At 65.6% G+C, this 22,716-nt stretch carries 16 protein-coding genes; 7 read left to right on the top strand and 9 right to left on the bottom strand.

Annotation, left to right across the window (positions count from 1 at the left end; all coding sequences use genetic code 11):
* The first annotated feature begins 53 nt into the window (after positions 1-53).
* Together KK488_RS15310 and KK488_RS15305 are read left to right on the top strand one after the other, a co-directional pair.
* Complete coding sequence (locus tag KK488_RS15310; protein WP_214624574.1) at positions 54-1,439, top strand: alkaline phosphatase D family protein; 1,386 nt, start codon at positions 54-56, stop codon at positions 1,437-1,439.
* A complete protein-coding gene (locus KK488_RS15305; protein ID WP_214624573.1) occupies positions 1,436-2,491 on the top strand; it encodes a phytase in 1,056 nt (351 codons plus the stop codon). The genes KK488_RS15310 and KK488_RS15305 overlap by 4 nt, the downstream gene beginning before the upstream one ends.
* 7 nt (positions 2,492-2,498) lie before the next feature.
* On the opposite strand, the gene KK488_RS15300 is transcribed toward KK488_RS15305, so the two are convergent.
* From KK488_RS15300 to tcuA, 5 genes are all read right to left on the bottom strand, one after another.
* Positions 2,499-3,248: a sulfite exporter TauE/SafE family protein gene (locus KK488_RS15300; RefSeq protein WP_214624572.1), complete on the bottom strand. Its 750-nt coding sequence runs from the start codon at positions 3,246-3,248 to the stop codon at positions 2,499-2,501.
* Between the two features lie 112 nt (positions 3,249-3,360).
* Positions 3,361-4,839 (bottom strand): aldehyde dehydrogenase family protein, encoded by a 1,479-nt coding sequence (locus KK488_RS15295; protein WP_349356904.1) that lies wholly within the window; start codon positions 4,837-4,839, stop codon positions 3,361-3,363.
* On the bottom strand, positions 4,836-6,251 hold the full coding sequence (locus tag KK488_RS15290) for an MmgE/PrpD family protein (protein ID WP_214624571.1): 1,416 nt from the start codon (positions 6,249-6,251) through the stop codon (positions 4,836-4,838). Before KK488_RS15290 ends, KK488_RS15295 begins: the two co-directional genes overlap by 4 nt.
* Positions 6,252-6,253: 2 nt before the next feature.
* Positions 6,254-7,657: an MmgE/PrpD family protein gene (locus KK488_RS15285; RefSeq protein ID WP_214624570.1), complete on the bottom strand. Its 1,404-nt coding sequence runs from the start codon at positions 7,655-7,657 to the stop codon at positions 6,254-6,256.
* Between the two features lie 35 nt (positions 7,658-7,692).
* Complete coding sequence (gene tcuA / locus KK488_RS15280) at positions 7,693-9,219, bottom strand: FAD-dependent tricarballylate dehydrogenase TcuA (protein ID WP_214624569.1); 1,527 nt, start codon at positions 9,217-9,219, stop codon at positions 7,693-7,695.
* A 190-nt stretch (positions 9,220-9,409) separates the two neighbouring features.
* Between tcuA and KK488_RS15275 the strand changes: the two genes are divergently transcribed.
* Positions 9,410-10,366: a LysR substrate-binding domain-containing protein gene (locus KK488_RS15275; RefSeq protein ID WP_214624568.1), complete on the top strand. Its 957-nt coding sequence runs from the start codon at positions 9,410-9,412 to the stop codon at positions 10,364-10,366.
* Positions 10,367-10,489: 123 nt separating this feature from the next.
* On the opposite strand, the gene KK488_RS15270 is transcribed toward KK488_RS15275, so the two are convergent.
* The 4 genes from KK488_RS15270 to KK488_RS15255 all read right to left on the bottom strand — a co-directional run bounded on the left by KK488_RS15270 (position 10,490) and on the right by KK488_RS15255 (position 18,004).
* On the bottom strand, positions 10,490-13,453 hold the full coding sequence (locus KK488_RS15270; protein WP_250890503.1) for a TonB-dependent receptor plug domain-containing protein: 2,964 nt from the start codon (positions 13,451-13,453) through the stop codon (positions 10,490-10,492).
* A gap of 610 nt (positions 13,454-14,063) precedes the next feature.
* On the bottom strand, positions 14,064-15,239 hold the full coding sequence (locus KK488_RS15265; protein WP_214624566.1) for a mandelate racemase/muconate lactonizing enzyme family protein: 1,176 nt from the start codon (positions 15,237-15,239) through the stop codon (positions 14,064-14,066).
* A complete protein-coding gene (locus KK488_RS15260) occupies positions 15,236-16,891 on the bottom strand; it encodes a GMC family oxidoreductase (RefSeq protein WP_214624565.1) in 1,656 nt (551 codons plus the stop codon). Before KK488_RS15260 ends, KK488_RS15265 begins: the two co-directional genes overlap by 4 nt.
* A gap of 204 nt (positions 16,892-17,095) precedes the next feature.
* Positions 17,096-18,004 carry an SMP-30/gluconolactonase/LRE family protein gene (locus tag KK488_RS15255; protein ID WP_214624564.1) on the bottom strand — a complete coding sequence of 303 codons (909 nt, stop codon included), beginning with the start codon at positions 18,002-18,004 and terminating at the stop codon, positions 17,096-17,098.
* Between the two features lie 195 nt (positions 18,005-18,199).
* Between KK488_RS15255 and KK488_RS15250 the strand changes: the two genes are divergently transcribed.
* Genes KK488_RS15250 through KK488_RS15235 form a run of 4 tightly spaced genes read left to right on the top strand, consistent with a single transcriptional unit; the run spans position 18,200 to position 22,684 of the window.
* Positions 18,200-19,702 (top strand): aldehyde dehydrogenase, encoded by a 1,503-nt coding sequence (locus KK488_RS15250; RefSeq protein WP_214624563.1) that lies wholly within the window; start codon positions 18,200-18,202, stop codon positions 19,700-19,702.
* A complete protein-coding gene (locus tag KK488_RS15245; protein ID WP_214624562.1) occupies positions 19,702-20,262 on the top strand; it encodes a carboxymuconolactone decarboxylase family protein in 561 nt (186 codons plus the stop codon). The genes KK488_RS15250 and KK488_RS15245 overlap by 1 nt, the downstream gene beginning before the upstream one ends.
* 5 nt (positions 20,263-20,267) lie before the next feature.
* Positions 20,268-21,002: a cyclase family protein gene (locus KK488_RS15240; protein ID WP_214624561.1), complete on the top strand. Its 735-nt coding sequence runs from the start codon at positions 20,268-20,270 to the stop codon at positions 21,000-21,002.
* The gene (locus tag KK488_RS15235) at positions 21,002-22,684 is read left to right on the top strand and encodes a thiamine pyrophosphate-binding protein (protein WP_214624560.1); all 1,683 of its coding nucleotides are present in this window, start codon (positions 21,002-21,004) and stop codon (positions 22,682-22,684) included. The genes KK488_RS15240 and KK488_RS15235 overlap by 1 nt, the downstream gene beginning before the upstream one ends.
* Positions 22,685-22,716: the final 32 nt, after the last annotated feature.

Genomic DNA, 22,716 nt, shown 5'->3' with positions numbered 1-22,716 from the left:
CACGTCGCATCGCGGAGAGCGCGCCGGCATCCCTCCATCCATCGAGCAGAACCATGAGAAATTCCCGCCGCACCTTTCTCGCAACCGCCACCGCGGCGGCGTTCACGCCTCTGCCGCTCTGGGCCGAGACCAATCCGGAAGGCACACCGCGTCTTCTGCTCGGGCCGATGGTCGGCGCGGTCTCACAAACCAGCGTGCCCATCTGGATGCAGTTGAGCGGCGACTATTTCGATGCGGTGGTCGAATATACGGCCGACCCGGTCGCCGGTCCCTGGAAGCGCACACCGCCTCAGCGCGCACGAGCGCAGGACAATTATACGCTGGTCATCCGCATCGAGGGGCTGCAGCCGGGCACCACCTATCATTATCGCGTTCTCTCCAACGGCAAGCAGGACAAATATCTGCGCGACACGCCGCCTCAGCGCGTGCGCACCGCGCCGGCATCGCCGTCGCGCTTCCGCGTCGCCTTCGGCTCCTGCGCGCGCATCCAGAACGAGGCGGAGCAGCCGATCTGGCGCGCCATTGCGAAATACGAACCGGACCTCTTCTTCTGGCTCGGCGACAATATCTACGGCGACTCCACGACCCCGGCGGCGCTCGTCTCCGAGTACCAGCGCCAGCGCTTCGTGCCCGCCTTCCAGCCGATCGGGCGCACCGTGCCGCAGCTCGCCATCTGGGACGATCATGATTTCGGCCTCGACAATTCGGACCGGACCAACCCCATCCGTGCGCAAGCGCTGGAGGTCTTCCGGCAGTTCTGGGCGAACCCGAGCGCCGGCCTGCCGGGCACGCCGGGCGTCTTTTTCGACTATAGCTATGGCGGCGTGGACTTCATCTTCCTCGACGATCGCTATCATCGCGCACCCGATGCGGACGAGGACACGCCGCAGAAGGAGTTTCTCGGCAAGGGCCAGTTCGAGTGGCTGCAGCAGCGCCTGCTTGCCAGCCGCGCGCCGTTCAAGGTGCTTGCCTGCGGCAGTGGCTGGTCGCGCTTGAAGGGGCCGGGCGGCGACAGCTGGGCCGCCTATCAGCATGAGCGCACCCGGCTCTTCGATTTCATCCGGGATCGGAAGATCAATGGCGTCGTGCTGCTCTCGGGCGACACCCATTATCCCTATGTCGCCTGCGCGCCCTGGTCCGAACAGGGCGGTTATGATCTCTACGATCTGGTGAGCTCCGCGCTCGCCCAGATGTTGTCCGATACGCGCGAAGCCGCCGAGCAGCGCATCGCGCAGATGCTGCCGGACCGGCTCATCCGGCCGCCGCTGCTCAACGTCAACAATGCCGGCATCATCGATTTCGACATGACCGGGCGAGTGCCCATGCTGACCTTCAACGTGATCGATATTCGCGGCCGCGCGCTTTACAATCCCGTCGCCTTGCGGGCCGACGAGCTGGTCAACGGCGTTTCCTCCTGGAAGAGCAAGGTCGGCAAATGAGCCTCCATCCTGTTTCGATGCTTGCCTCCATCCTCGGCCTGTTCGCGGCGATGCCGTCAGGGGCACAACCGGTGGAGACTGCCACGATTCCGGCGGTGCGCGAAACCGCGCCGGTCGCCTCGCCGGGTGACTCGGCGGACGATCCGGCCGTGTGGCGCAATCCGGCCGATCCGGCCAAGAGCCTTATCGTCGGCACCGACAAGAGCTGGGGCCTCAACGTCTATGACCTGTCCGGCAAGCTGGTCGCTTCGGCGCCCGCAGGCCGCGTCAACAATGTCGATCTGCGCGCCGACGTGCTGATCGGCGGTCGCGAGGCCGTGCTCGTCGCCGCGACCGATCGCAGCGACGATCCCCATGGCAAGATCGCGCTCTATGCCCTTGAAGCGTCGCCTGCTGGCCTGCGCCACCTCGCCCATGTCCCCGTCGCCAGCGACGGCGTGGGCGACGTCTATGGTTTCTGCCTGTGGCGCTACGCGGCCGATCGGGTCTTCGCCTTCATCGCCTTCAACAATGGCGATGTCCGGCAATATGCGCTCGACCTGTCCGGATCGGCGCCGAGCGCCACCCTCGTGCGCGATGTCAAGCTCGGCAGCCGGACCGAGGGCTGCGTCGTCGATGATCGCACTGGCCTGCTCTATGTCGGCGAGGAAAGACGGGCGATCTGGCGGATCGACGCCGCGCCCGACAGCAAGGCGCCGCCCACCATGTTCGCGGCCGTCGACGGTGTGCGCCTGATCCCGGACATCGAAGGTGTCACCATCATTCCCCAGGGCGCGCGCGGCGGGCTGCTGCTCGCCTCCAGCCAGAACGACAATGCCTATGTCGCCTATGATCTGGAGAGCGGCCGCTATGTCCGCCGCTTCCGCGTCACCGGATCGGGCCCGGTCGACGGCGTGACCGACACGGATGGCCTGGAGTTCGCGCCGGGCAATTTCAGTGCTCCATTCGAGAAGGGATTTCTGATCGTCCAGGACGGCGACAACGCGCCGGACAATCAGAACTTCAAGCTGGTACCCGGCAAGGCGCTGAAGACGCTGCTCGGGCTGAAATGAGCCGCCTCTAGAAGATCGCGTCGGCCACCAGCTTGAGGCCGAGCAGCACCATCAGCACATAGATCAGCGTGTAGAAGCGCGCCGGATCGACGCGGCGGACCAGCTTCACGCCGGCGAGCGTCGAGATCAGCGCGACGGGGATGAGCAGGGCGGTGGCGATCAGGTTGGCGCGGGTGAACTGGCCGAGCGCGTAATAAGCCGGCACCTTCAGCCAGTTCATGAGCGCGAAGGTGACGGCGGTGGTGCCGACCAGTGTGTCGCGCGGCAGCCGGCGCGGCAGCACGAACATCTGGAAGGGCGGCGAGCCGGCATGGGCGATCTGGCTCGTGAAGCCTGCCGCGACGCCGAACAAGGCGCCGACCCAGCCGGAAGAGTCGGACGGCAGCACAATCGATGCGCCGCGCTCGATCCACAGCCGCTGCAGGCCGAACAACACGGAGATGCCGCCAACCATGCCGAGCACGGCACCCTCCGATACCTTTGCGGCGAAGACATAGCCGAGCACGATGCCGATGATGACGCCGGGCAGCATCACGCCGACGATCCATTTGTCCCAGTCGTGGCGGAAGGCCCAGACGCTGACCGCATCCTGCGCGATGAGGATGGGGAGGAGGATGGCGGCTGCGCGCACCGGATCGATGCCGAGCGCGAGGATCGGCATCGCCAGCGCGCCGACGCCGGAGAAGCCGCCTTTTCCGAGTCCGGACAGGACGACCGCGATGACGGCGCAGACATAATATTGCACTTCGCTGTTCATGCTGCGCCCCTGTTCCCGTCCCGACTGCCTTGATCCGGAAGCGGGCCGGTGGGAAGCCTAATCTTCCGGGCCGCCCGCCCCGTCATTCCCGCGAACGCTGGAATGACGAAGTTTAGAGCGGGAAGGGATCGGCCACCGGCGCCGTCGAGAGATCAACCACCACCGTCTTCACCTCGGTGAACGCCTTCATCGCGTCGAAGCCGTTCTCGCGTCCGATGCCGCTCATCTTGTAGCCGCCATAAGGCAGCATGTAATGGACCGGCCGGAACGTGTTGACCGACACCAGCCCGGACTCGATCCGTGCGGCGACGCGGTGGGCGCGGCCGACATCGGCGGTCCACAGGCCCCCGACCAGGCCGTAATTGGTGTCGTTGGCGAGCGCGATCGCCTCTTCCTCGTCGTCGAAGGGCATGACGGCCGTCACCGGGCCGAAAATCTCCTCCTGGGCGAGGCGCGAGCGATTGTCGGTGTCGGCGAAGACGGTCGGCTCGACATAATAGCCGCGCTCCAGATGCGCGGGCCGCTTGCCGCCCGCCAGCAGTCGCGATCCGCCCTCCAGCCCGATCGCGATATAGTCGGTCGTCTTGGCGAGCTGCTGGGCGGAGGTCTGCGGGCCGATATGGCTGGCGGGATCGAACGGCGAGCCGACGCGGATGCGCTGCGCCCGCTCGGCCAGCTCGCGTGCGAACGCCTCATAGATCGGCCGCTCGACGAAGATGCGGGAGGCGGCGGAGCAGGATTGCCCGGTCGAGCGGAACGCGCTCTGCAGCGCGATCGCCATCGCCTTGCCGACATCGGCGTCGGCGAAGACGATGAAGGGCGACTTGCCGCCGCACTCGAAGCTGCAGCGCTTGAGGCTGGCGGCGGCGCTCTGCATGATCCGCGTCGCGGTCGCCTGCGATCCGGTGAAGGACATCTTGTCGACGCCGGGATGCGCGGCGAGCAGCGCGCCAACCGATCCGTCTCCCGGCAGCACGTTGACGACGCCGGCCGGAAAGCCCGCCTCCTCCACCAGCCGCGCCAGCGCGACCATGCTCGCCGGCGTATATTCGGAGGGCTTGAGGATCATCGCATTGCCCGCCGCGAGGCCCGGGCCGAGCTTCCAGCTCGCGAGCGAGATGGGCGAGTTCCACGGCAGGATCGCCGCGACCACGCCGACCGGCTCATGGCGCGTATAGGCCAGCGCATCGACCGAATAGGGGATCTGCTCGCCATTGAGCTTGTCGGCCGCACCGCCGAAGAAGGTCAGCCAGTCGGCCGCGCGCTGCACCTCGCCCAGCGTGTCCTTGAGCGGTTTGCCATTGTCGCGGCTCTCGATCTCTGCGAGCGCCCTGGCGTCGCGGCGCACCAGGTCGGCAAGCCTGGCCAGGAGCGCGCCGCGCTGGCTCGGGCTGGTGCGCCGGCCCCAGGCACCGTCCATCGCCGCCCGCGCCGCCGCGACCGCGCGGTCGACGTCAGCGGCATCGGCGGTGGCCACAGCGGTCCAGACCTCTTCGGTCGAAGGGTCGATCGTGGCGATCGCGCCGCCCGACGCCGACGTCATCCACTCGCCGCCGATGAAGAGACGGTCGAATGCGAAGGCGTCGCTCACGAGGCTTTCCGCAGCGCCGCGTCCGGTGATACGCAGGCGAGCAGATCGGCCAGCTTCGCGCTTTCCGGCATCCCGCCCATCCGCTCGCCGATCGCGCGGGCCTCGTTGCCCAGCAGCCAGCGCGTATTGCGCGCGAACTTGTCGAGGACGTCGTCGCGGGTGAGCGCCGCCTCTGGCGAGCCGGGATGATAGGGGATATGCGCGAAATAGGTCTTGCCCTTCGCCGTCACGGTGAGGCGGGCCGGGCAGTGGGCCGGATAGTCGCTGAGCGGGTCTTCCGCCGCCTCGGTGACGGCGGCGAGCTTCAGGATCGCCGGATCGGCGAGGCGCGCGGGCAGGAAGGTCTCCAGCCCGACATCGCCGTCGACGAAGGCCGCCGCCACGCCGAAGAACAGGCTGAAGCGCGCCTCGTGCGGCGTTTGCGGCGCCTTCTTGCGCTCACGCGGCTCGGTGACCAGGGTCAGGCCCGGCTCGGCCAGTTCGCAATGGATCGCTATGATGTCGTCGATACTGGTTCCGTCGCTGGCGAAATCGGCGAGGATCTGGCGCGCCGCGACGACGAAGGCATGGAGCAGCTGGCAGCAGGGGTAGGGCTTGTAGGCCGTCTCCGGAAGATACCAGCGTTCGCCCAGCCCGGTTGCCGGGCCGGTGAAGTCGAGGGCGCCGCTGATCGGCGTCAGATGCGTCTCGAAGAAGCCGAACTTGCCCTCGAACACGCTCGCCGGGCCGGTGATGCCGGCCTGCGCCAGATCGGTCGCCAGCATCCCGGCATGCGCGCCCCAGCCGCCGTGCAGGATCTTGGAGGTCGAGCCGGTGCGGGTCGATTCCTGGATGCCCGAGGCGAAGGTGCCGCTGATCCCCATCGCGTCGACGATGGTGGCCGCGCTGGCTCCGCGATACCGTCCGATGGCGGCCGCGACCCCGAAGGAGCCGATCAGCGAACTGGTATGATAGCCGCGCTCCAGGAAGCGCGGGCCGGCGACGAAGCCGAGGCGGATCATCACTTCATAGCCGATCACCGTGGCGTCGATCGCCTGTGCGATCGTGGCGTTGCCGGCTTCCGCCGCTGCCAGCACCGCCGGGATCACCGTCGAGCCTGGGCGGGCGAGCGAGGAGCCATGCTTGTCGTCCATCTCCAGCGCCTGCGCCAGCGAGCCGTTGAGCATCGCCGCCAGCTCCGGCCTGGCCCGGGCGCCGAGGCCGAGCAGGCTCGCGCCCGTGGGGTCCGACCAGCCGGGGATCAGCTTGGCGGCCGCCTTGCCGCTCTCCTCCTGCGGATTGGCGCCGGCGATCGAGACGCCGATCGAGTCCACGATATGCCAGTGCGCCGCCGCGCGGACCTCCGCCGGCATCTGCGCGCCGGGGAAGGTCGCCGCGAAATCGGCGAAGGTCTCGGCCAATGTCCGGGCCATGCTCAGCGCACCTGCTGCAGCAGCTTGCCGAGCTTGGGCGCCGGCTCCGGTTCGTTCTCGAGATTGGCGATCACGTCCTCGATGCCCTTGACCGCCTCGTCGGTGATCACGCGCGAGGCGAGATCGCGGAACTTGGCGGCGAGCTCGTCCTCGGGAATCGGGTTCGCCCAATGGCCTGAGCGATAGGTCTGCTCCCATGTGTGGACGTCGCCATTCTTCATCGTCACCTCGACGCGCACGGCGCGCATCTCGTGCGGCCCGCCTGCGTCCAGCTCGGGATCGACATAGACTTCGATGCGGTTGGCAAGATCGATGATCGTCGGGTCGTAAAGCTTTGAATCGACATATTGGTCGACGAAGGCATTGCCCTCCAGCAGGGTCACCGCCGCGGTGAAAGGCAGGTTCATCTGCGCGGTGATCGTCTCGCCATTGGGCACATAGGGCCAGCCGCAGTGGACATAGACCATGTTGGTCGCGCCGATGCGCACCTTGGCGACATCCTCGCCCTTGATGCCGTCGCGCTTACGGATGCCGCGCAGCGCGTCGACCGAGGTCTGGCTGCTGGCGAGCGATGAATATTGCTTGAAGCCGTTCTTGCGCATCTCCCATTCGCTGCCGAGGCCATCGGTCGCCCAATTGAGGTCGTATGTTTCGGAATAGGTCGAGCAGAAGCCGCCATAGGGCGCCTCCAGCACGTTGCGCACGCCGGTCAGCCCCTCGCGGGCGCAGAGCGCGGCGATGATGCCGTTCTGCGCCGCTTTGCCCGAGTGGAAGCGCTTGGCCATCGCGCCGAACTGCGCCGCCATCAGGCCCGCCGCCTGGCTGCCGGCGAGGCCGAGCGCGCTCACATATTGGTCGGCGTCGAGACTGAGCATCTTGGCGATCGCCGCAGCGGAGGCGAAGGTGCTGGTGAGGCCGCAGGGATGGAAGCCGCGATGGAAGGCGCTCGGGCTCACCGTGTTGCCGATGCGCGTCCCGATCTCGTAACCGGCGACCGTCGCGAGGATGATGTCCTGCCCGCTGAACGTGCCGAAGCCCTCGGCCGAGGCGAGCACGGCCGGCACCACGCCCGCGCCATAATGCGACATGGACTGATCGTGGCAGTCGTCCAGCTCGAAGCCCTGCGCCGCCGTGCCGTTGATTAAGGCCGCGCCGAGCGGATCGGCCTTGATCTTCATGCCCCAGGCGCTGGCCTTGGGTGACTGGCCGAGAAAGTCGACGACACGCGCGACCGACAGGGTCCAGGGCTGGGGCGCCCCATAGACGCCGCAGCCGAGGCTGTCGCGGATGCACTGCTTCGCATTCGTGAGCAGATCGGCTGGCAAGTCCTTGAAACTGAGGCCAGCGCCAAACTCGGCGACCTCGCGGGTGGTATTGGGGAGGTCTATCTCGACAGGAGCGTTCATGGGTCAGGCTTTCTGATGAATGACTTGGAAAAGGGTCAGGCCGCGGTGGCTGGTTGCGGTACGTGGGCCTGCGCGTAGGCGGCGGCGCTGCCGCCCGCGAGACGGCCGAAGACTGCGCCGCTGGTGAGGCCGCTCGCGCCCGGATAATTGAAGTAGAAGATGCCGCCGACCATCTCGCCGGCGATGAACAGGCCGGGGATGACGCGGTCATTGACGTCGATCGCCTCGCCCTCGGTCGAGATGCGCAGCCCGCCGAAGGTGAAGGTGACGCCGCAGGTCACGGCATAGGCCTCGAACGGGCCGGTATCGATCGTGTTGGCCCAGTTGCTGCGCACCACGCCGTTGCTGGTGGCGCTGCGGCCATCCTTGATGTTGGGATCGAACGCGGCGTCGGCCTTCACCGATGCGTTGAACTCGGCGATCGTCGCGAGCAGCTGCGTCTTGTCGATCTCGTCCAGCTTGTCGGCCAGTTCCTCCAGCGTGTTGGCGCTGATCTTGGTGACGTTGCGGGTGCGATATTCGTCGCGCAGCAGATGGACGACCTTGCTGTCATAGATCTGCCAGGCGACCTGGCCCGGCTGCTGCAGCACGGCATGGCCATATTTGGCGTAGGTATAGTTGCGGAAGTCGGCACCCTCGTCGACGAAGCGCTTGCCGGCGGTGTTGACCATCACGCAGAGCGGGTAGCTATGTCGCTGATATTGCGGCGTAATGGCGAGATCGCCGAAGTCGGAGGCGTAGCGTTCCCAGGAGACGGCGTGGCAGCCGGACCAGTGGCCGAACGGCTTGGCGCCGATCTTGAGCGCCATGGAGAGGCCGTCGCCGGTATTATATTTGGAGCCGCGCACTTTCGCGAGATCCCAGCCCGGCCCGAGATAGCGCGCGCGCATCTCGGCATTGCCCTCGAACCCGCCGCAGGCGAGCACGATCGCGGGCGCGCGGATCGTTTCGTCGCCGCCTTCCGGCCGCGCGACGACGACGCCTTTGACCGCGCCGTCCTCATAGACCAGATCGCGCACCCAGCTATCGTAGCGGACCGTGATGCCGCGCTTCTCGGCCGCGCGATACAGCGCCTCGACCAGACCCGGCCCGCCGGCCTGCACCGCGATTGTCGCGCCGCCCCAGAATTTGAAGCGTCCGTTCACACGATAGGCCTGCCGCCCGAAATTGGGGAAGAAGCGGACGCCCTGGTCGCGCATCCACAGAATCGTCTCTTTGCTGCGCGTGACGAGGATTTCGCACAGGTCGGGATCGGTGCGATATTGCGTGATCCGCGCCATATCGTCGAAGAAATCGGCTTCGGTATAGGCGCCGAAATCGCTGACCGCGACCTCGTCGTCGGTGAGGTCGGGGCAATAGGCGCGGATGTCGTCGGCGCCTTCATAGACGGTGCGCATCAGGCCGTCCGTGTAAGCGGTGTTGCCGCCGCGCTCCTCGATCGGCGAGCGCTCGAGCACCAGGACGTTCGCGCCCATATTAGCAGCGTTGATTGCCCCGCACAGCGCCGCGTTTCCGCCGCCGACCACGATCACGTCCCAGCTTGTGCCTTCGGCCTGCGGCATGAAATCCCCTCTGTCTGCCTGGGCGCCCTGCTGCGCGCCGCATCGGATTTGCGCGTATCGGGATGCGCCGGCGTCAAGACCTAGTGCCGCCTGCGCCGTGTACGCGCCGGCCAAATTAGCCAATCTCGCTATGCACGCACGAAATATTACGGCATGCTGGCATGGCTCAAACGCATGGTGGAGAGGGCAGGTGAAACTTCAGCAGTTGCGCTACGTGGTCGAGATCGTGCGTCAGGGAAACCATCTCTCCGCCGCGGCGGAGGCACTGAACACCTCACAGCCCGGGGTCAGCCGCCAGATCCAGCTGCTCGAGCAGGAACTGGGCTTCGAGATATTCCTGCGCACCCGCAACCGCATCATCGGCCTTACCGAGCCGGGTCAGATCGTCTTCGACATCGGCCAGCGCATCGGCACCGACGTCGCTGCGCTCAAGACGCTGAAGGAGGATATGCACTCGGGCAATCGCGGCGTCTTCACTATCGCCACCACCCACACCCAGGCGCGCTACGTGCTGCCCAAGGTGATCGAGCAGTTCATCCCGCGTTACCCGGACGTGAAGCTGGTGATGAAGCAGGGCGACCCGGAGGAAATCTGCGCGCTGGTCGAGGCCGGCCTGGCTGACATCTCGATCGGCACCGAGACCACGCGGACCTTCCCGAACCTCGTTCAGCTCCCCTGCATGGACTTGCAGCGCTGCATCGTCGCGCCGATCGACCATCCGATCCTGGCCGTGCCCGAGCTGACACTGGAGGAGATCGTCAAATATCCGATCATCACCTATGACGCCCGCTATTCCGGTCGCTGGAAAGTTCTGAAAGTATTCGCCGACGCGGGGCTGGAGCCCAAGATCGTGATGAGCGGCATCGATGCCGATGTCTGCAAGACCTATGTCGGCATGGGCCTCGGCATCGGCATTCTCGCGGCGATCACTTATGACAGGGACCGCGATACGGAGATCGCGGTGCGCGACGTCAGCCATTTGCTACCATCCAGCACGATCAAGGTCTCGCTGCGGCCCAACACTTATCTCCGCCAGTTCCTGCTCGATTTCGTCCACACCGTCGCGCCCAGGCTCACGCCGTTCGTCGTGCGCCGCGAGGTGCGGGAGTTTCACGGCAGCGCTTATGAAAGAGCGGGGGCAGGCTGAGCGCGAGGGCAAGGAGACGCCTTTCCTTCGCGACGGGGAAGACCGACAAAAAAACCCGCCGACGAGATCGTCGACGGGTTTTTCCATCCACAGGCCAAGGAAGAGGCCCCTCCGGAGAGAATCTTAGAAAGTCGCTCGGATGCCGATCTTGAAGGCGCGGCCGATCGAGTCGAAATGCAGGGCATTGCCGATCAGGCGCAGCTGCGCGGGCTGGCCCTTGTCGAACACGTTGTTGATGTTGCCATAGACCTCGAACGCACCGCCCATGCGGGTATCGGCGATCTTCACCTTGGCGGCGAAGTCGAGATAGTAGCGCGCACTGACATAGTTGATGTTCACGCTGTTCGGATTGTTGATGTCATAGCCTGCATCACCCGGCGCGATCTTTGTCGGATCGAGGATGCCCTTGGGCACATAGCGGTGGTGCCAGGTGAACGCCCAGTCGCCGATCGAGTAGGTCATGATCCCGTCGATCTTGTAGGCCGGAACGCCCTGGATGTTGGTCACCGAGCCGTTGTTGCCGGTCCAGTTGTCCAGCTGCGTCACGAGGCCCGTCGCGCCGATCGTCTTGAGGTCGATCACATAGTTGGCATTGAGCTGGAGGTCGATGTCGCCGCCAAAAGCGGGGAACCGATAATCCGCCACCAGCTCCAGACCCTCGGCATGCAACTGGCTGAGGTTCTGGAAGTTCGAGAAGATCGTGTTGACCGATCCGTTCGGGTTGAACTGGATGAGGTTGCAAAGCAGGTTCTGGTTCTTGCACGCCGTGGTGATCGCCGGGCCGGTCAGGGAGTCGATCGCGCCGTCAACTTTGATGTCGTAATAGTCGACCGACAGGTTCAGCCCCCGGATGAAGCTCGGACGGAAGACGATGCCAGCGGTGAACGTGTTGGCCCGCTCCAGATGAAGGTTCGGGTTGCCGCCCGTCACGACGAACTGGTTGGTGTTGCCGCCCACGAAGGGATCGGGCAGCGGCAGCTGGATCGTCGTCGAGTTGGGGCTCGATTCCTGTGCCGTGGGCGCGCGTACGTCGCGCGAGCGCGTCACGCGGAAGGTTAGCTCCGATACCGGCGTATAGACGAGGCCGACCTTCCAGGTGGTCGCGTCGCCGAACGGCTCATAATGGCTGAAGCGGATCGCGCCGTCGACATCGAGCGACTTGCCGAGTGCCGAATCCTTGAGCAGCGGCACACCGGCTTCGAAATAGCCCTCGGCCACCGTCGTCTTGGTGAACGGGAGCGCCGTCGTCTGCGCACTGATGAAGTTGCCGGCGAGCGTGTTGGCATCGGTATAGCCGACCGCCGTGTCACGCCGATATTCGCCGCCGATCGCCACCTTGACCTCGCCTGCCCATGTGCTGAACGGCGAACCGCGCAGGTTCAGCGCCACGACATGCTGCTGGTAGGTGCGGGTCTGCCACTCGGGCACCATGTAGCGCGCGGCGGCCGCCTGGCTGACCCCGCCGGGGCCGAACAGGTTGATCGGAATGCAGCCATTGGCGGGTGCGGTCAGCGTCGTGCGGCAGACGATGCTGCCGATCGCAAGGCCGGACGTGCCGACATTCGCTCCGGTCACACGCACCGCGTCGATCGCGTTGTTCCATTCCTTCAGGCGGTTGTTGACGTCGTCGATGCGCGATTTGACCCGGCCATAGGTGTAGTAAATATCCCAGTTCCAGCCCGTGCCGATCTCGCCCTTGAGGCCGATCGCGGCGCGATAGGTGTCGATGGTCGTCGTCGCGACGTTGCTCGGGCCCACGCTGGTCACGGCGCTGTGATTGACCAGCAGCTTGGTGATGGCCGGGTCGGCCGCCAGGATGGTCGCGCGGGTCGCAGCCGAGATATAGGGATTGTTGATGTCGATCGTCGCCGGGCCGTCCAGCGGGGGGGTCGACACCGCCGGACCGCCCACCACATGGGCATACATGAACTCGCCCGAGAGCTGGATCGTGTCGGTCAGGTCGTAATTGGCGTGGACCATGCTCGACACGTGCCGGGTCGGCACCATCAGCGTGGTCGGGCTCAGGCCGACGAGATAGGGCTGAGTGGAATCGAATTCCTTCTGCTGGAACAGGCCGCTCAGCAGGCTGCCGATCTGATAGTCGACCAGATTGCCGTTGGAATCGAATTGCTTGTTGCGCAGCGCATTGGGCAGCGATGTCGCGCCGACATTGAGCACCTGCTGGCCGAGCGTGGTCGTGCCGCCCGTTCCGTTGGGCTTGGTCGCGCCGGAGAGAATACCGTTCTCGTTATACAGGAACCGGACATGATCCAGCACGAGAGTAGCGGGCAGGCCATTGGTGCTTGTCTTGGTGGTGGTGTTGTAGCCGGGATTGGGCACATAGTTGGTATATTTGGCGCACCAACTGCGCACCTCGCATGCACCCATCCCCCATTCGCGCGAATATTCGATGCCGGCGATCACATGGCCGCGTCCACCGGCGAAATCGGTGCCGCCGGCGAGCCCCGCGTAGAAAGTCCGGGCGTCGCCACGCTGGCTGATGCCGGAATTCATGTCGGCCTTGATGCCGTTCAGCTTGCTGTCGAGGATCAGGTTGACGACGCCCGCGACAGCGTCCGCACCATAGGCCGCGGAGGCGCCGCCCGTCACGACCTCGGCGCGCTGCACCAGGATCGAGGGGATGGAGTTGACGTCGACCGTGCCATTGTCGGCGCTCGCCACGAAGCGGCGGCCGTCGACGAGGGTCAGAGTGCGCGTCGCGCCCAGGCCGCGCAAGTCCAGCGTGCGGGCGCCGATATTGCCGGAGATGCGGAAGCTGTTCATCTGTGGCGTGCTCATCGCGCGGAAGGACGGGATCTGATTGAGCGCGTCGGCCACGTTGGAGATGGCGAGATTGTTCATGCGCTCGGCGCCGACCACGTTCACCGGCGTCGGCGCGTCATAGCCCGTGCGGCCAAGGCGCGAGCCGGTAACGATGATGTCCCTGTCCGCGGCGTCGCTCGCGGCATCCCCGGCCGGTGCGGCGTCGCCTTGCTGCGCCACCGCGGGTGCGGCGTGAACGACAGTGGCCAGCGCGATCGCGGCGCTCGACACGCGGAAAAAATGCTTGAGGCTATCATGAGCCATGTGAATTTCCTCTCCTCCGAAACGAGCGTGTTGGTGCCCTGGACCGGGCATTCGTATCTCCGCTCGTCTGTTACCGGTATCTTCTGATGGATTTCCAGTCAATGGGCGGCTGCCCACGGTGATGATATAATCGCGGGCACGAGGATACTGTTTTCGGCTTCTGGTATAGGCCCGAGAATAGTGATGATAGTCCCTGCAACGAGCACGTCGCGGCGCGGAAAAGCCGGACCCTTCTCCCTGAGACGCCGCCGACACGATCATGATGGGCGAGCGGATCAAACAAGCAAAGAGTATTGGAATATTATAGTTATCGGTAACATCGAAACAATGTCTCGAAACCGTAAAAGCTTGAAATTCAGCTATTTTGAACGATGATCGTTAACATGCTGGCTCCCGGATATGAAGTGTGGGCGAAGGCCGCGCATATGTCGGCGGGCATCCGCCCAACCGCATTCAGGCGACGCGGCGGATTGCCGTGCGAATATACATTCGCCAATCCGGTGGATTTCGTCGTCCAAGCAAACATGGGAAGCCAGATGCGCATTAGCGGATCATCACAGGCACGGGACTCTGCTTTGCGGGATGACGAGCTTCCCCGCCTCGCTTCCGGTCAGGTCACCACGCAATGGCCAAGCGTCATCTGCTCCAGCGCCGCTTCGTCCAGCGTCATGCCGAGGCCCGGCCCGGTCGGCACCGTCACCGCGCCATCTTTGATGACGAAATTGCCATCCGCGATCAGCGGGTCGTCGCCCAGCACACCCGCGCCGAACACGAACTCCGCCGCGCCGAAGGTTCGACCAGCCGGAATCGACGCGCAGAAATGCGCGGCGGCGGCTGCTTCCAGCCCCGATGCCACGGCAAGACCGCCGCTGTTAATTCCGATGTCGCTCGCCTGTCCCAGCGCCGCCATCCGCCGTGCTGCGAGCAGCCCACCGACCTTGTAGAGCTTGATGCAGAAGACGTCCGCCGCGCCGGCCTCGATGATCTGGGCAGCATCCTGCACGGTGAACAGCGCCTCGTCGACCATCAGCGGCACGCCAGCCGCCTGTGCCCGAATCTGCGCCATGCCGCGCAGGTTGCGCCGTTCCACCGGCTGCTCGCAATAGCCCACGTCGAGATCGCGCATCGCGTGGAGGGCGAGAATGGAGTCACTCACCGTCCAGCCGGTATTGGGATCGACGCCGATCATGACGTCCGGCCCGACCGCTTTGCGCACCGTCTCGAAATTGCGGACGTCCTGCCGCCAGCCGCCGTTGCCGGCGGCCTTCAGGCAGATGACCTTCATCCCATATTCCTGCGTCGCGCGCAGGGCATCGTCGACCATCCCCTGCGGGTCCTCATAGAGGCTGACCGACCATTCGAGCGGGATCGTGTCGTTGGAGCGCCCGCCGAGCAGGTCGTGCACCGGCACGCCGAGCGCCTTGCCGAGCGCATCGTGCAAGGCGATGTCGAGCACCGCGCGCGCCGCCGGATTGCCGGCGAGGCGCGAGGTGAGCAGCGCGTCATGCGCCTCAAAGTCCGCCAGCCGCCGTCCGATCAGCAGCGGGCCATAAATGTCCCGGATCGCTGCGACCATCGAGTGGACCGTGTCGGCGACGAAATGCCCCGGGCTGATCGCGCGGATCTGCGCGACGCCGGTGACGCCGCCGGCATGGATCTTGACCAGCACCGGCTTGCCGAGCAGCTGGTCCGGCGCGCCCGTGTCATAGCTGCCGCTCGAGAAGGTGCGCTTCAGGCGGACCGGCAATTCGGTGACGAAAATCTCGATGCGCTCGATGCGTGTCACGATGCCGCCCTCAGATCGTTGCGCCAGCTCTCCAGCACCATCTGCGCGCCGCGCTCGCCCAGCGCAATGGTGGGCGCATTGGTGTTGGAGGAGGGGATGGTCGGGAAGATCGAGCTGTCGATCACGCGCAGTCCGCTGATGCCGCGCACGCGCAGGTCCGGATCGACCACGGCGTCTGCATCCGTCCCCGCCTTGCAGCTGCCGACGATGTGCCAGGTCGTCTGTGTCGTCTCGCGGATGTAGGCGAGGATATCCTCGTCGCTCACCACGCCCGGCCCCGGCCGCGTCTCCCGGACGATCATGCGCGCGAGGGCAGGGTGGCCGGCGATACGCCGCACTTCCTTGATACCGGCCAGCAGCACCTGCGCATCATGCGGATCGTCGAGATATTTAGGGTCGATCCTGGCCTGTACGGTGGGATCGGCCGAGGCGATGTGCGTCCAGCCTGCCGAGCGCGGGCGCAGACCCATCACGCCGATGGTGAAGCCTGAATGCGCGTCCAGCCCGTCCTGCGGCCGCCGCGCATAGCGGTCCTTGCCGGAGAAGGGCTGCAGCTGGAGCTTGAGGTCGGGCCGCGGCTCGTCCGGAGAACTGCGCATCACCGTATGCGCCACCGCCGAGCAGATCGAGAGCAGGCCCTTGCCGAACAGGCCCCATTTGAGCGCTTCCTTCACCTTGACTGTCGGACGCTGCAGCACGTCGTTGATCGTAATCGGCTTGGTGCACTCGAAGGTCAGGCGCGTATTGGGGTGATCGCGCAGATTCTCGCCGACGCCGCGCAGCTCCTGCACCACGGCGATGCCATGGTCCTTCAGGATTTCAGCGCGGCCGATGCCGGACAGCTCCAGCAGCTTGGGCGAATGGACCGGCCCGGCGGCGAGGATCACTTCCTTGATCGCCGCGATGCGCATCCGCTGGCCATTGCGGATGATCTCGACACCCGTCGCACAGCGATCCTCGATCAGCACCCGCGCCACCAGCGTATCGACCAGCACGTCGAGATTGCGCCGCCCCCGCGCCGGCTTCAGATAGCCGACCGCCGAGGAGGATCGCCAGCCGCGCCGGGTCGAGTATTGGAGGTAGGACGCGCCTTCATAATGGCCGTCATTATAATCCTCGACGATGGTGTGCCCGGCCTCGCCGCTGGCCTGCACATAGCCGTCTGCCAGTTCGTCAAAATGCTTGAGGCTGGTGACGCCGATCGGCCCGTCATGGCCGCGCAGGGCCGGGTCGCCGGGTCTGTAGCTCTCCATCTTCTTGAACCAGGGCAGCATCTCCCGCCAGCCCCAGCCGGGCAGGCCCATCGCCGCCCAGCTGTCGAACTCGTCCGGATCGCCGCGCACATAGACATTGCCGTTGATCGAACTGGAGCCGCCAAGCATGCGCCCGCGCGTCCACAGCTGCGTGCGGTTGTTGAGCGCGGCCTGCGGCTCGGTGACGAGCGGCCAGATGACGTCGGGGTCCTTGAGCAGATTGACGACCATCAGCGGCACGTGGATGCTGATCTTGGTGTCGCGCGGACCTGCCTCGATCAGCAGGACGCGGTGGCGACCATCCTCCGACAGGCGGTTCGCGATCGCGCATCCGGCCGATCCGGCACCGACGACGATGAAATCATAGCTGTCGGCATGCGCCCGGTCGGAAACTGGCAAGATCGGCCCCTCGTCCTGAAACAGCCTCGGTTTAGGTCCGCCGGGCATGCAATCCAATATCAATCGGCGCGGCAGGGATAACGATGGGATATGCTCAATGGCCCGTCCTCGTCATTCCCGCGAACGCGGGAATCTAGGACCGGATAGAGCAGGTCTCGCCATGCTGGATTCCCGCGTTCGGGGGAATGACGATGGTGGGGATCTTCAAGGCTGGTAATACAGCGCCTGCCCCGTCGTGCTGACCTTCACCCGCCAGATCTCGCCCTTGCTGGCTTCCGTCAGGTAGAGATAGCCCTTGTAAAAGGCCAGATTGGTGGTGAACCGCCCGGCATCGTCCGGCAGCTTCGCATAGCCTAGCACGAAGCCACGCGTGTCGGTCACGCCGATCGCGCCGGAGAAGAAGTTCGCCCAGTAGATGCGCCCCTCGCTGTCCCGCGCCATGCCGTCCGGGCCGATGCCGCCCTCGGTCCGCACCGCCGCATAGGCGGTGCGCGGCGTCCCCGGATTGGTCGCAGACGGGATCGTGACGATCGTCTTGTCGCCATAGAGGCCGACATTGACGAACTGGCTGTCCGCTTCGATGGCGACGCCATTGGGATAGGGCAGCTTGTCCGCAACCACTTTTGCGCTGGATGATCCGGGCGCGAAATAGATGAGCTGCCCCGAGTGATCGAGATAGGAGGATGTGCCGGGCACGGTCACATAGAGCCCGCCCTTGTCGTCGAAGACCAGGTCGTTGGCATTGACCATCGGCTTGCCGTCGATCTTGTCGGCAAAGATGGTGATCGCATTGGTCCTGGGATCGAAGGTCAGGACGCCGCGCTGCTGATCCGTGACGAACAGACGCCCATCGGCATGGAAGCGCGCGCCATTGGGCTTGCCGCCCGTCTTCGCGCGGACGCCGCACTTGCCGTCGACCACCTCGATGATCGCACCGCTCATCAGGCCCACGGCCCAGGCATGGCCCTGCTTGTCGAAGTTGATGCCTTCGAGGAATTCGCCGCAGGAGGCATATTTCTCGAACGTGCAGTCGCCGCAGATGTCCTTGAGCGTTTCGGCCCGCGCCGTGCCGACGAGGGCGATGGCTGCGAGCAAGGCGGCGATGCGCTTCATATCTGATCCTCTCCCGTGTCAGCCCATTTCCGTGTTCCTGCTTCGCAGGGGCACGAGACGGTCCGTATCCCCCTATGCTGCGCTTCGGCATTACGGCAAATAGGGATTCCGCACCCGGCCATGCCGGACGGTTATTCTTGATCGGCAGAGCTTATTAGAGCGCCCGGTCGGGCCTGCCTACAGCGGCGGGACAAGATGAGGGGATGCGACGTGCCGGCCGCGCTGACGAACTGGGATCTCTATATCGACGGCGCCTTCGTGCCGCCGTCATCGGGCGAGCGCTTCCCCACGCTCAACCCCTTCGATCAGCAGGCGTGGGCGACGATCGCGCAGGCGAACGAGGCCGATGTTGCGGCTGCCGTTGCCGCGGCGCGCCAGGCCTTCGAGCATGGCTGGCGGCAGACGTCGGGCCTGGAACGAGGGCGCCTGATGAACCGCCTTGCCGATCTGCTGGAGCGCGATGCCGATCGCATGGGCACGCTCGAATCCACCGACAATGGCAAGATCGTGCGCGAGACGCGCTCGCAGATGAGGTTCGTCGCGCGCACCTTCCGCTTCTTCGCCGGCTATGCCGACAAGATCTTCGGCAAGGTGATCCCGCTCGATCGGCGCGACATGTTCGATTATGCGGCGATGGAGCCGCTCGGCGTCATCGGCATCATCACGGCCTGGAACTCGCCGATCGCCCTCATCGGCAACAAGCTCCCGGCGGCGCTGGCGGCAGGCAATACGGTGGTGATCAAGCCCTCCGAGCATGCCTCTGTCACCACGCTGGAGTTCGCGAAGCTCGTCGAGGAAGCGGGCTTTCCGAAGGGCGTCGTCAATGTCGTCACCGGCGACGTCCGCACGGGGCAGGCGCTGGTGCGGGGCGGGGGCCTCAACAAGATCAGCTTCACCGGCTCCAGCCATGGCGGCCGCCAGATCGCCTCGGAAGCCGCGCTCAACCTGACGCCGGTCGTGCTGGAACTGGGCGGCAAGTCGCCCAACATCATCTTCGACGATGCCGACATTCCCAAGGCGATCGCGGGCGCGCTGGCCGGCATCTTCGCCGCGACCGGTCAGACCTGCATCGCCGGCTCCCGCCTACTGGTCCAGCGCCCTGTCTATGATCGCGTCGTCGAGGGCCTCGTCGCCCGAGCGAAAACCATCAAGCTCGGCAATCCGCTCGATCTCGCCACCGAAATGGGCACGGCCGCCAACGAGCCCCAGTTCGAGCGCATCCTCTCCTTCATCCGCTCGGCCAAGGAGGACGGCGCGCAGTTGCTCACTGGCGGCGGCGCCGCGCGCGAGGGCGAGCTCAGGGACGGCCTGTTCGTCCAGCCGACCATCTTCGGCAATGTCCACAATGACATGAAGGTGGCGCGCGAGGAGATTTTCGGACCGGTGCTTTCGGTGATCCCCTTCGAGACGGAGGAGGAGGCGCTCGCCATCGCCAACGACACCAATTTCGGCCTCGCTTCGGGCATCTGGACCGAGGGCCTCAAGCGCATGCACCGCGTCTCGCGCGAGCTACGCGCCGGCATGGTCTGGGTGAACACCTATCGCGCGGTCGCCGCGCAGACGCCGTTCGGCGGGGTTAAGGACAGCGGCTTCGGCCGCGAGCGCGGCGAGGAGGGGATGAAGGAATTCCTCACCATCAAGAACGTCATGATCAATCTCTCGGACGACGAGCGCGATCCCTTCGCGGTGCAGACCTGATGGCCCGGCTGCCCTATCCCGATCTGGAAAGGGTTGCGCCCGCGCGGCTGGCGATCCTCGGCTATCCGGCCAATCGCCTGCTCAACATCACCCGCATCGCCCTTCACATGCCGGAGAAGCTCTGGCGCGGTCATATCGCGCTCAAGCAGGCGATGACGCGCGACACGACGATGGATCTTGTCCTGCGCGAAGTGCTGATCATGCGCGTCGCCCACAATGCGCGCTGCGACTATGAGCTGCATCACCATATCTCGATCTCCGCCAATCTCGGCTTCTCGCTGCAGAAGCAGGACGCGATCGCCCGGCAGGACTATGCGGCGCTGACCGAGGACGAGCGTGCCGTCGCGATCTTCACTGACGAGACATGCAAGCTTTCCGTCTCGGACAAGACGCTGGCCACCGTCCGCGCCATGTTCGGCGATGCGCTGGTCATGGAGATGGCGGCGATCATCGCGAGCTATTGGGGCACGGCGATGATGGTCGCGGTCACGGGCGTCGAGCCGGACGAGGAGCCGGTCAGGAACTGGGCGACCGCGCAGGGCGGGTCGGAAGAGGATTAGGCGAGATGTGCGAGCAGTGCCCCGTTGTGCCGACCGGCTGGATCGGCTGGCTGGAGCTTCCCGAGCCTGCGCCGCTGGTCCCCGCCGGTCCCTGGATCGATCTTACCCACCAGGTCGGGCCGGACATGCCTTGCGCCTCGATCTTCCCGAAGCCGAGCTTCAATAAGCTGCGCTCGCTGCCGGACGATCCCTACAATGTCACCGAGATTCACATGGTCGCCCATGCCGGGACCCATGTCGACGCGCCGCTCCATTATTTCGCGGATGGGCCGGACATGGCGTCCATCCCGCTCGACCGGATGTGCGGCGCTGGCGTGGTCTGGCACGTCCCCAAGGATGACGACGAGATCATCACCGTCGCCGATCTGGAAGCCGCGCGGCCGCTTCTGCAGGCAGGCGATATCGTCGCGGTCGACACTGGCTGGGCGCGGCATTTCGGTACCGCGCGCTATGAGAGTCACCCGAGCTTCAGCCCGGAGGCCGCGGCCTGGTTGCTGGCCAAGAAGATCAAGCTGCTCGCCTGCGACTTCGCGACGCCAGACCTCGTCTATCATCTGCGGGAGCCCGGCTTCGACTGGCCGGTTCACAAACAGCTGCTCGCGAACGGCATCCTGATCTGCGAGCATCTGACCGGCCATGCCGCGCTCGCCGGCCATCGCGTCGAGTTCCAGTTCGCGGCGCTGCCGCTCGTCGGAGGAGACGGCGCGCAGGCGCGTGTCGTCGCAAGGAGAATTTCCTGATGTATGAGAATGTGAGTGGCCTCGGCGCCGGCGTCTCGCGCACCGGAAATCGCTATCTGGCCGAGGCGCTGGCCCATTGCGGCATCGACCATTTCTTCCACATGCCGCTGATCCTGCCCGATGCGGTCAAGGAGATGCACGCCCTCGGCGTCCGCCCGATCGTCACGCACAGCGAGAAGGCGGCGGCCTATATGGCGGACGGCTATGCCCGTGCCTCCGGCAAGATCGGCGTGTGCGCGGCGCAGGCGATCGGCTCGTCCAATCTCGCCGCGGGCATGCTGGACGCATTCATGGCCCACGCGCCGATCCTGGCGCTGACCGGCGGCGGCAACGCCGACTCGCGCTATCGTAATTTCTATCAGGAGATCGACCAGCAGCCGGTCTGGCGTGGCCTCACCAAGGCGAGCATGCGGGTGGAGGGCGGTCATCGCTTCCCGCATCTGCTCGCCCAAGCGATGCGCATCGCGACCAGCGGCGCGCCGGGGCCGGTGCATCTCGAGCTGAACGGCTTCACCGGCGCGGTGCTGGCCGAGGATACGGAAGGGGCCGGCCTGCCGGATCCACGTTATGCCATCGCGCCCTCCGTGCGTCATGGCACGCCAGCGCAGGATGTCGCGGCGGTGCTGGGCGTGATCGGCAAGGCCAGCCGTCCCATCATCATCGCCGGCTCGGGCATTCGCCAGAGCAATGCCTTTGAGGCGCTGCGCGCCTTTGCGCGGGCGCTGCAGATCCCCGTCGCGACCTCGCTCGATGCCAAGGCCGTTCTGCCCGAGAGCGATCCGCTATCGGTTGGCGTGGTCGGCACCTATTCGCGCGAGACGGCGCATATCGCCATCTCGGAAGCCGACCTCGTCATCTATATCGGCTCGACCACCGGCAGCATGGTGACGGCGACCTGGCGCATGCCGGTGCCCGGCGTCCCCGCTGTCCAGATCGACGTCGATCCGCGCGAACTCGGCCGCAACTATCCGCTGCTTGCCGGGGCGGCCGGCGATCCGGCAACAGTGCTCGACCAGCTCCGCGCCGCCGCGCCGGCCCAGCCCGACCGCTCGGCGTGGCTCGATCGGATTGTCGCGATCCGCGAAGACTGGAAGCAGACTCTCCAGGCCGACGAATATTCCAACGCTATGCCAATCCGCCCGGAGCGCCTCTGCCGCGCCATTTCCGAGGCGCTGCCTGATGACGGCGTGCTGCTGGTCGACACCGGCCATGCCGCGCACTGGGCCTCGCGCCACATCCATTTCGACAGCGAGAGTCAGATGCTGCTCCGTCCCGCCGGCTCGCTCGGCTGGTCCTATCCCGCCTCGCTCGGCGCGAAATGCGCGGTGCCGGATCGCCCGGTCATGTGCTTCACCGGCGATGGCGGTTTCCTCTACCATCTCTCGGAGATGGAGACGGCGGTGCGCCATGGCATCAACACCGTCACGGTCATCAACGCCAATAACAGCCTCAGCCAGGAGCGTCCGGTCTGGGGCGGCGAGGCGGATCTCGACCCCTATTGGCGTTTCTCCCCGGTATCCTACACCGATGCCGCCCGCGCCTTCGGCTGCAAGGCGTGGCGTGTCGAGCAGCCGGGCGACATCGTGCCGGTGCTGGAGGAAGCGCTGGCCTGCAACGCGCCGGCCATCGTCGAGGTGATGACCGACGACATGATCACCGCCCCGCCCATCTGGCTGCCCTGACGGCGCACGTAAAAAACAATCCCTCCCTCTCC

The sequence above is a fragment of the Sphingobium nicotianae genome, from assembly GCF_018603885.1.
Taxonomy (GTDB): Bacteria; Pseudomonadota; Alphaproteobacteria; order Sphingomonadales; family Sphingomonadaceae; genus Sphingobium; species Sphingobium nicotianae.
The sequence above is the reverse complement of the archived record's forward strand: the minus strand, read 5'-3'. Positions and strand labels throughout refer to the sequence as shown.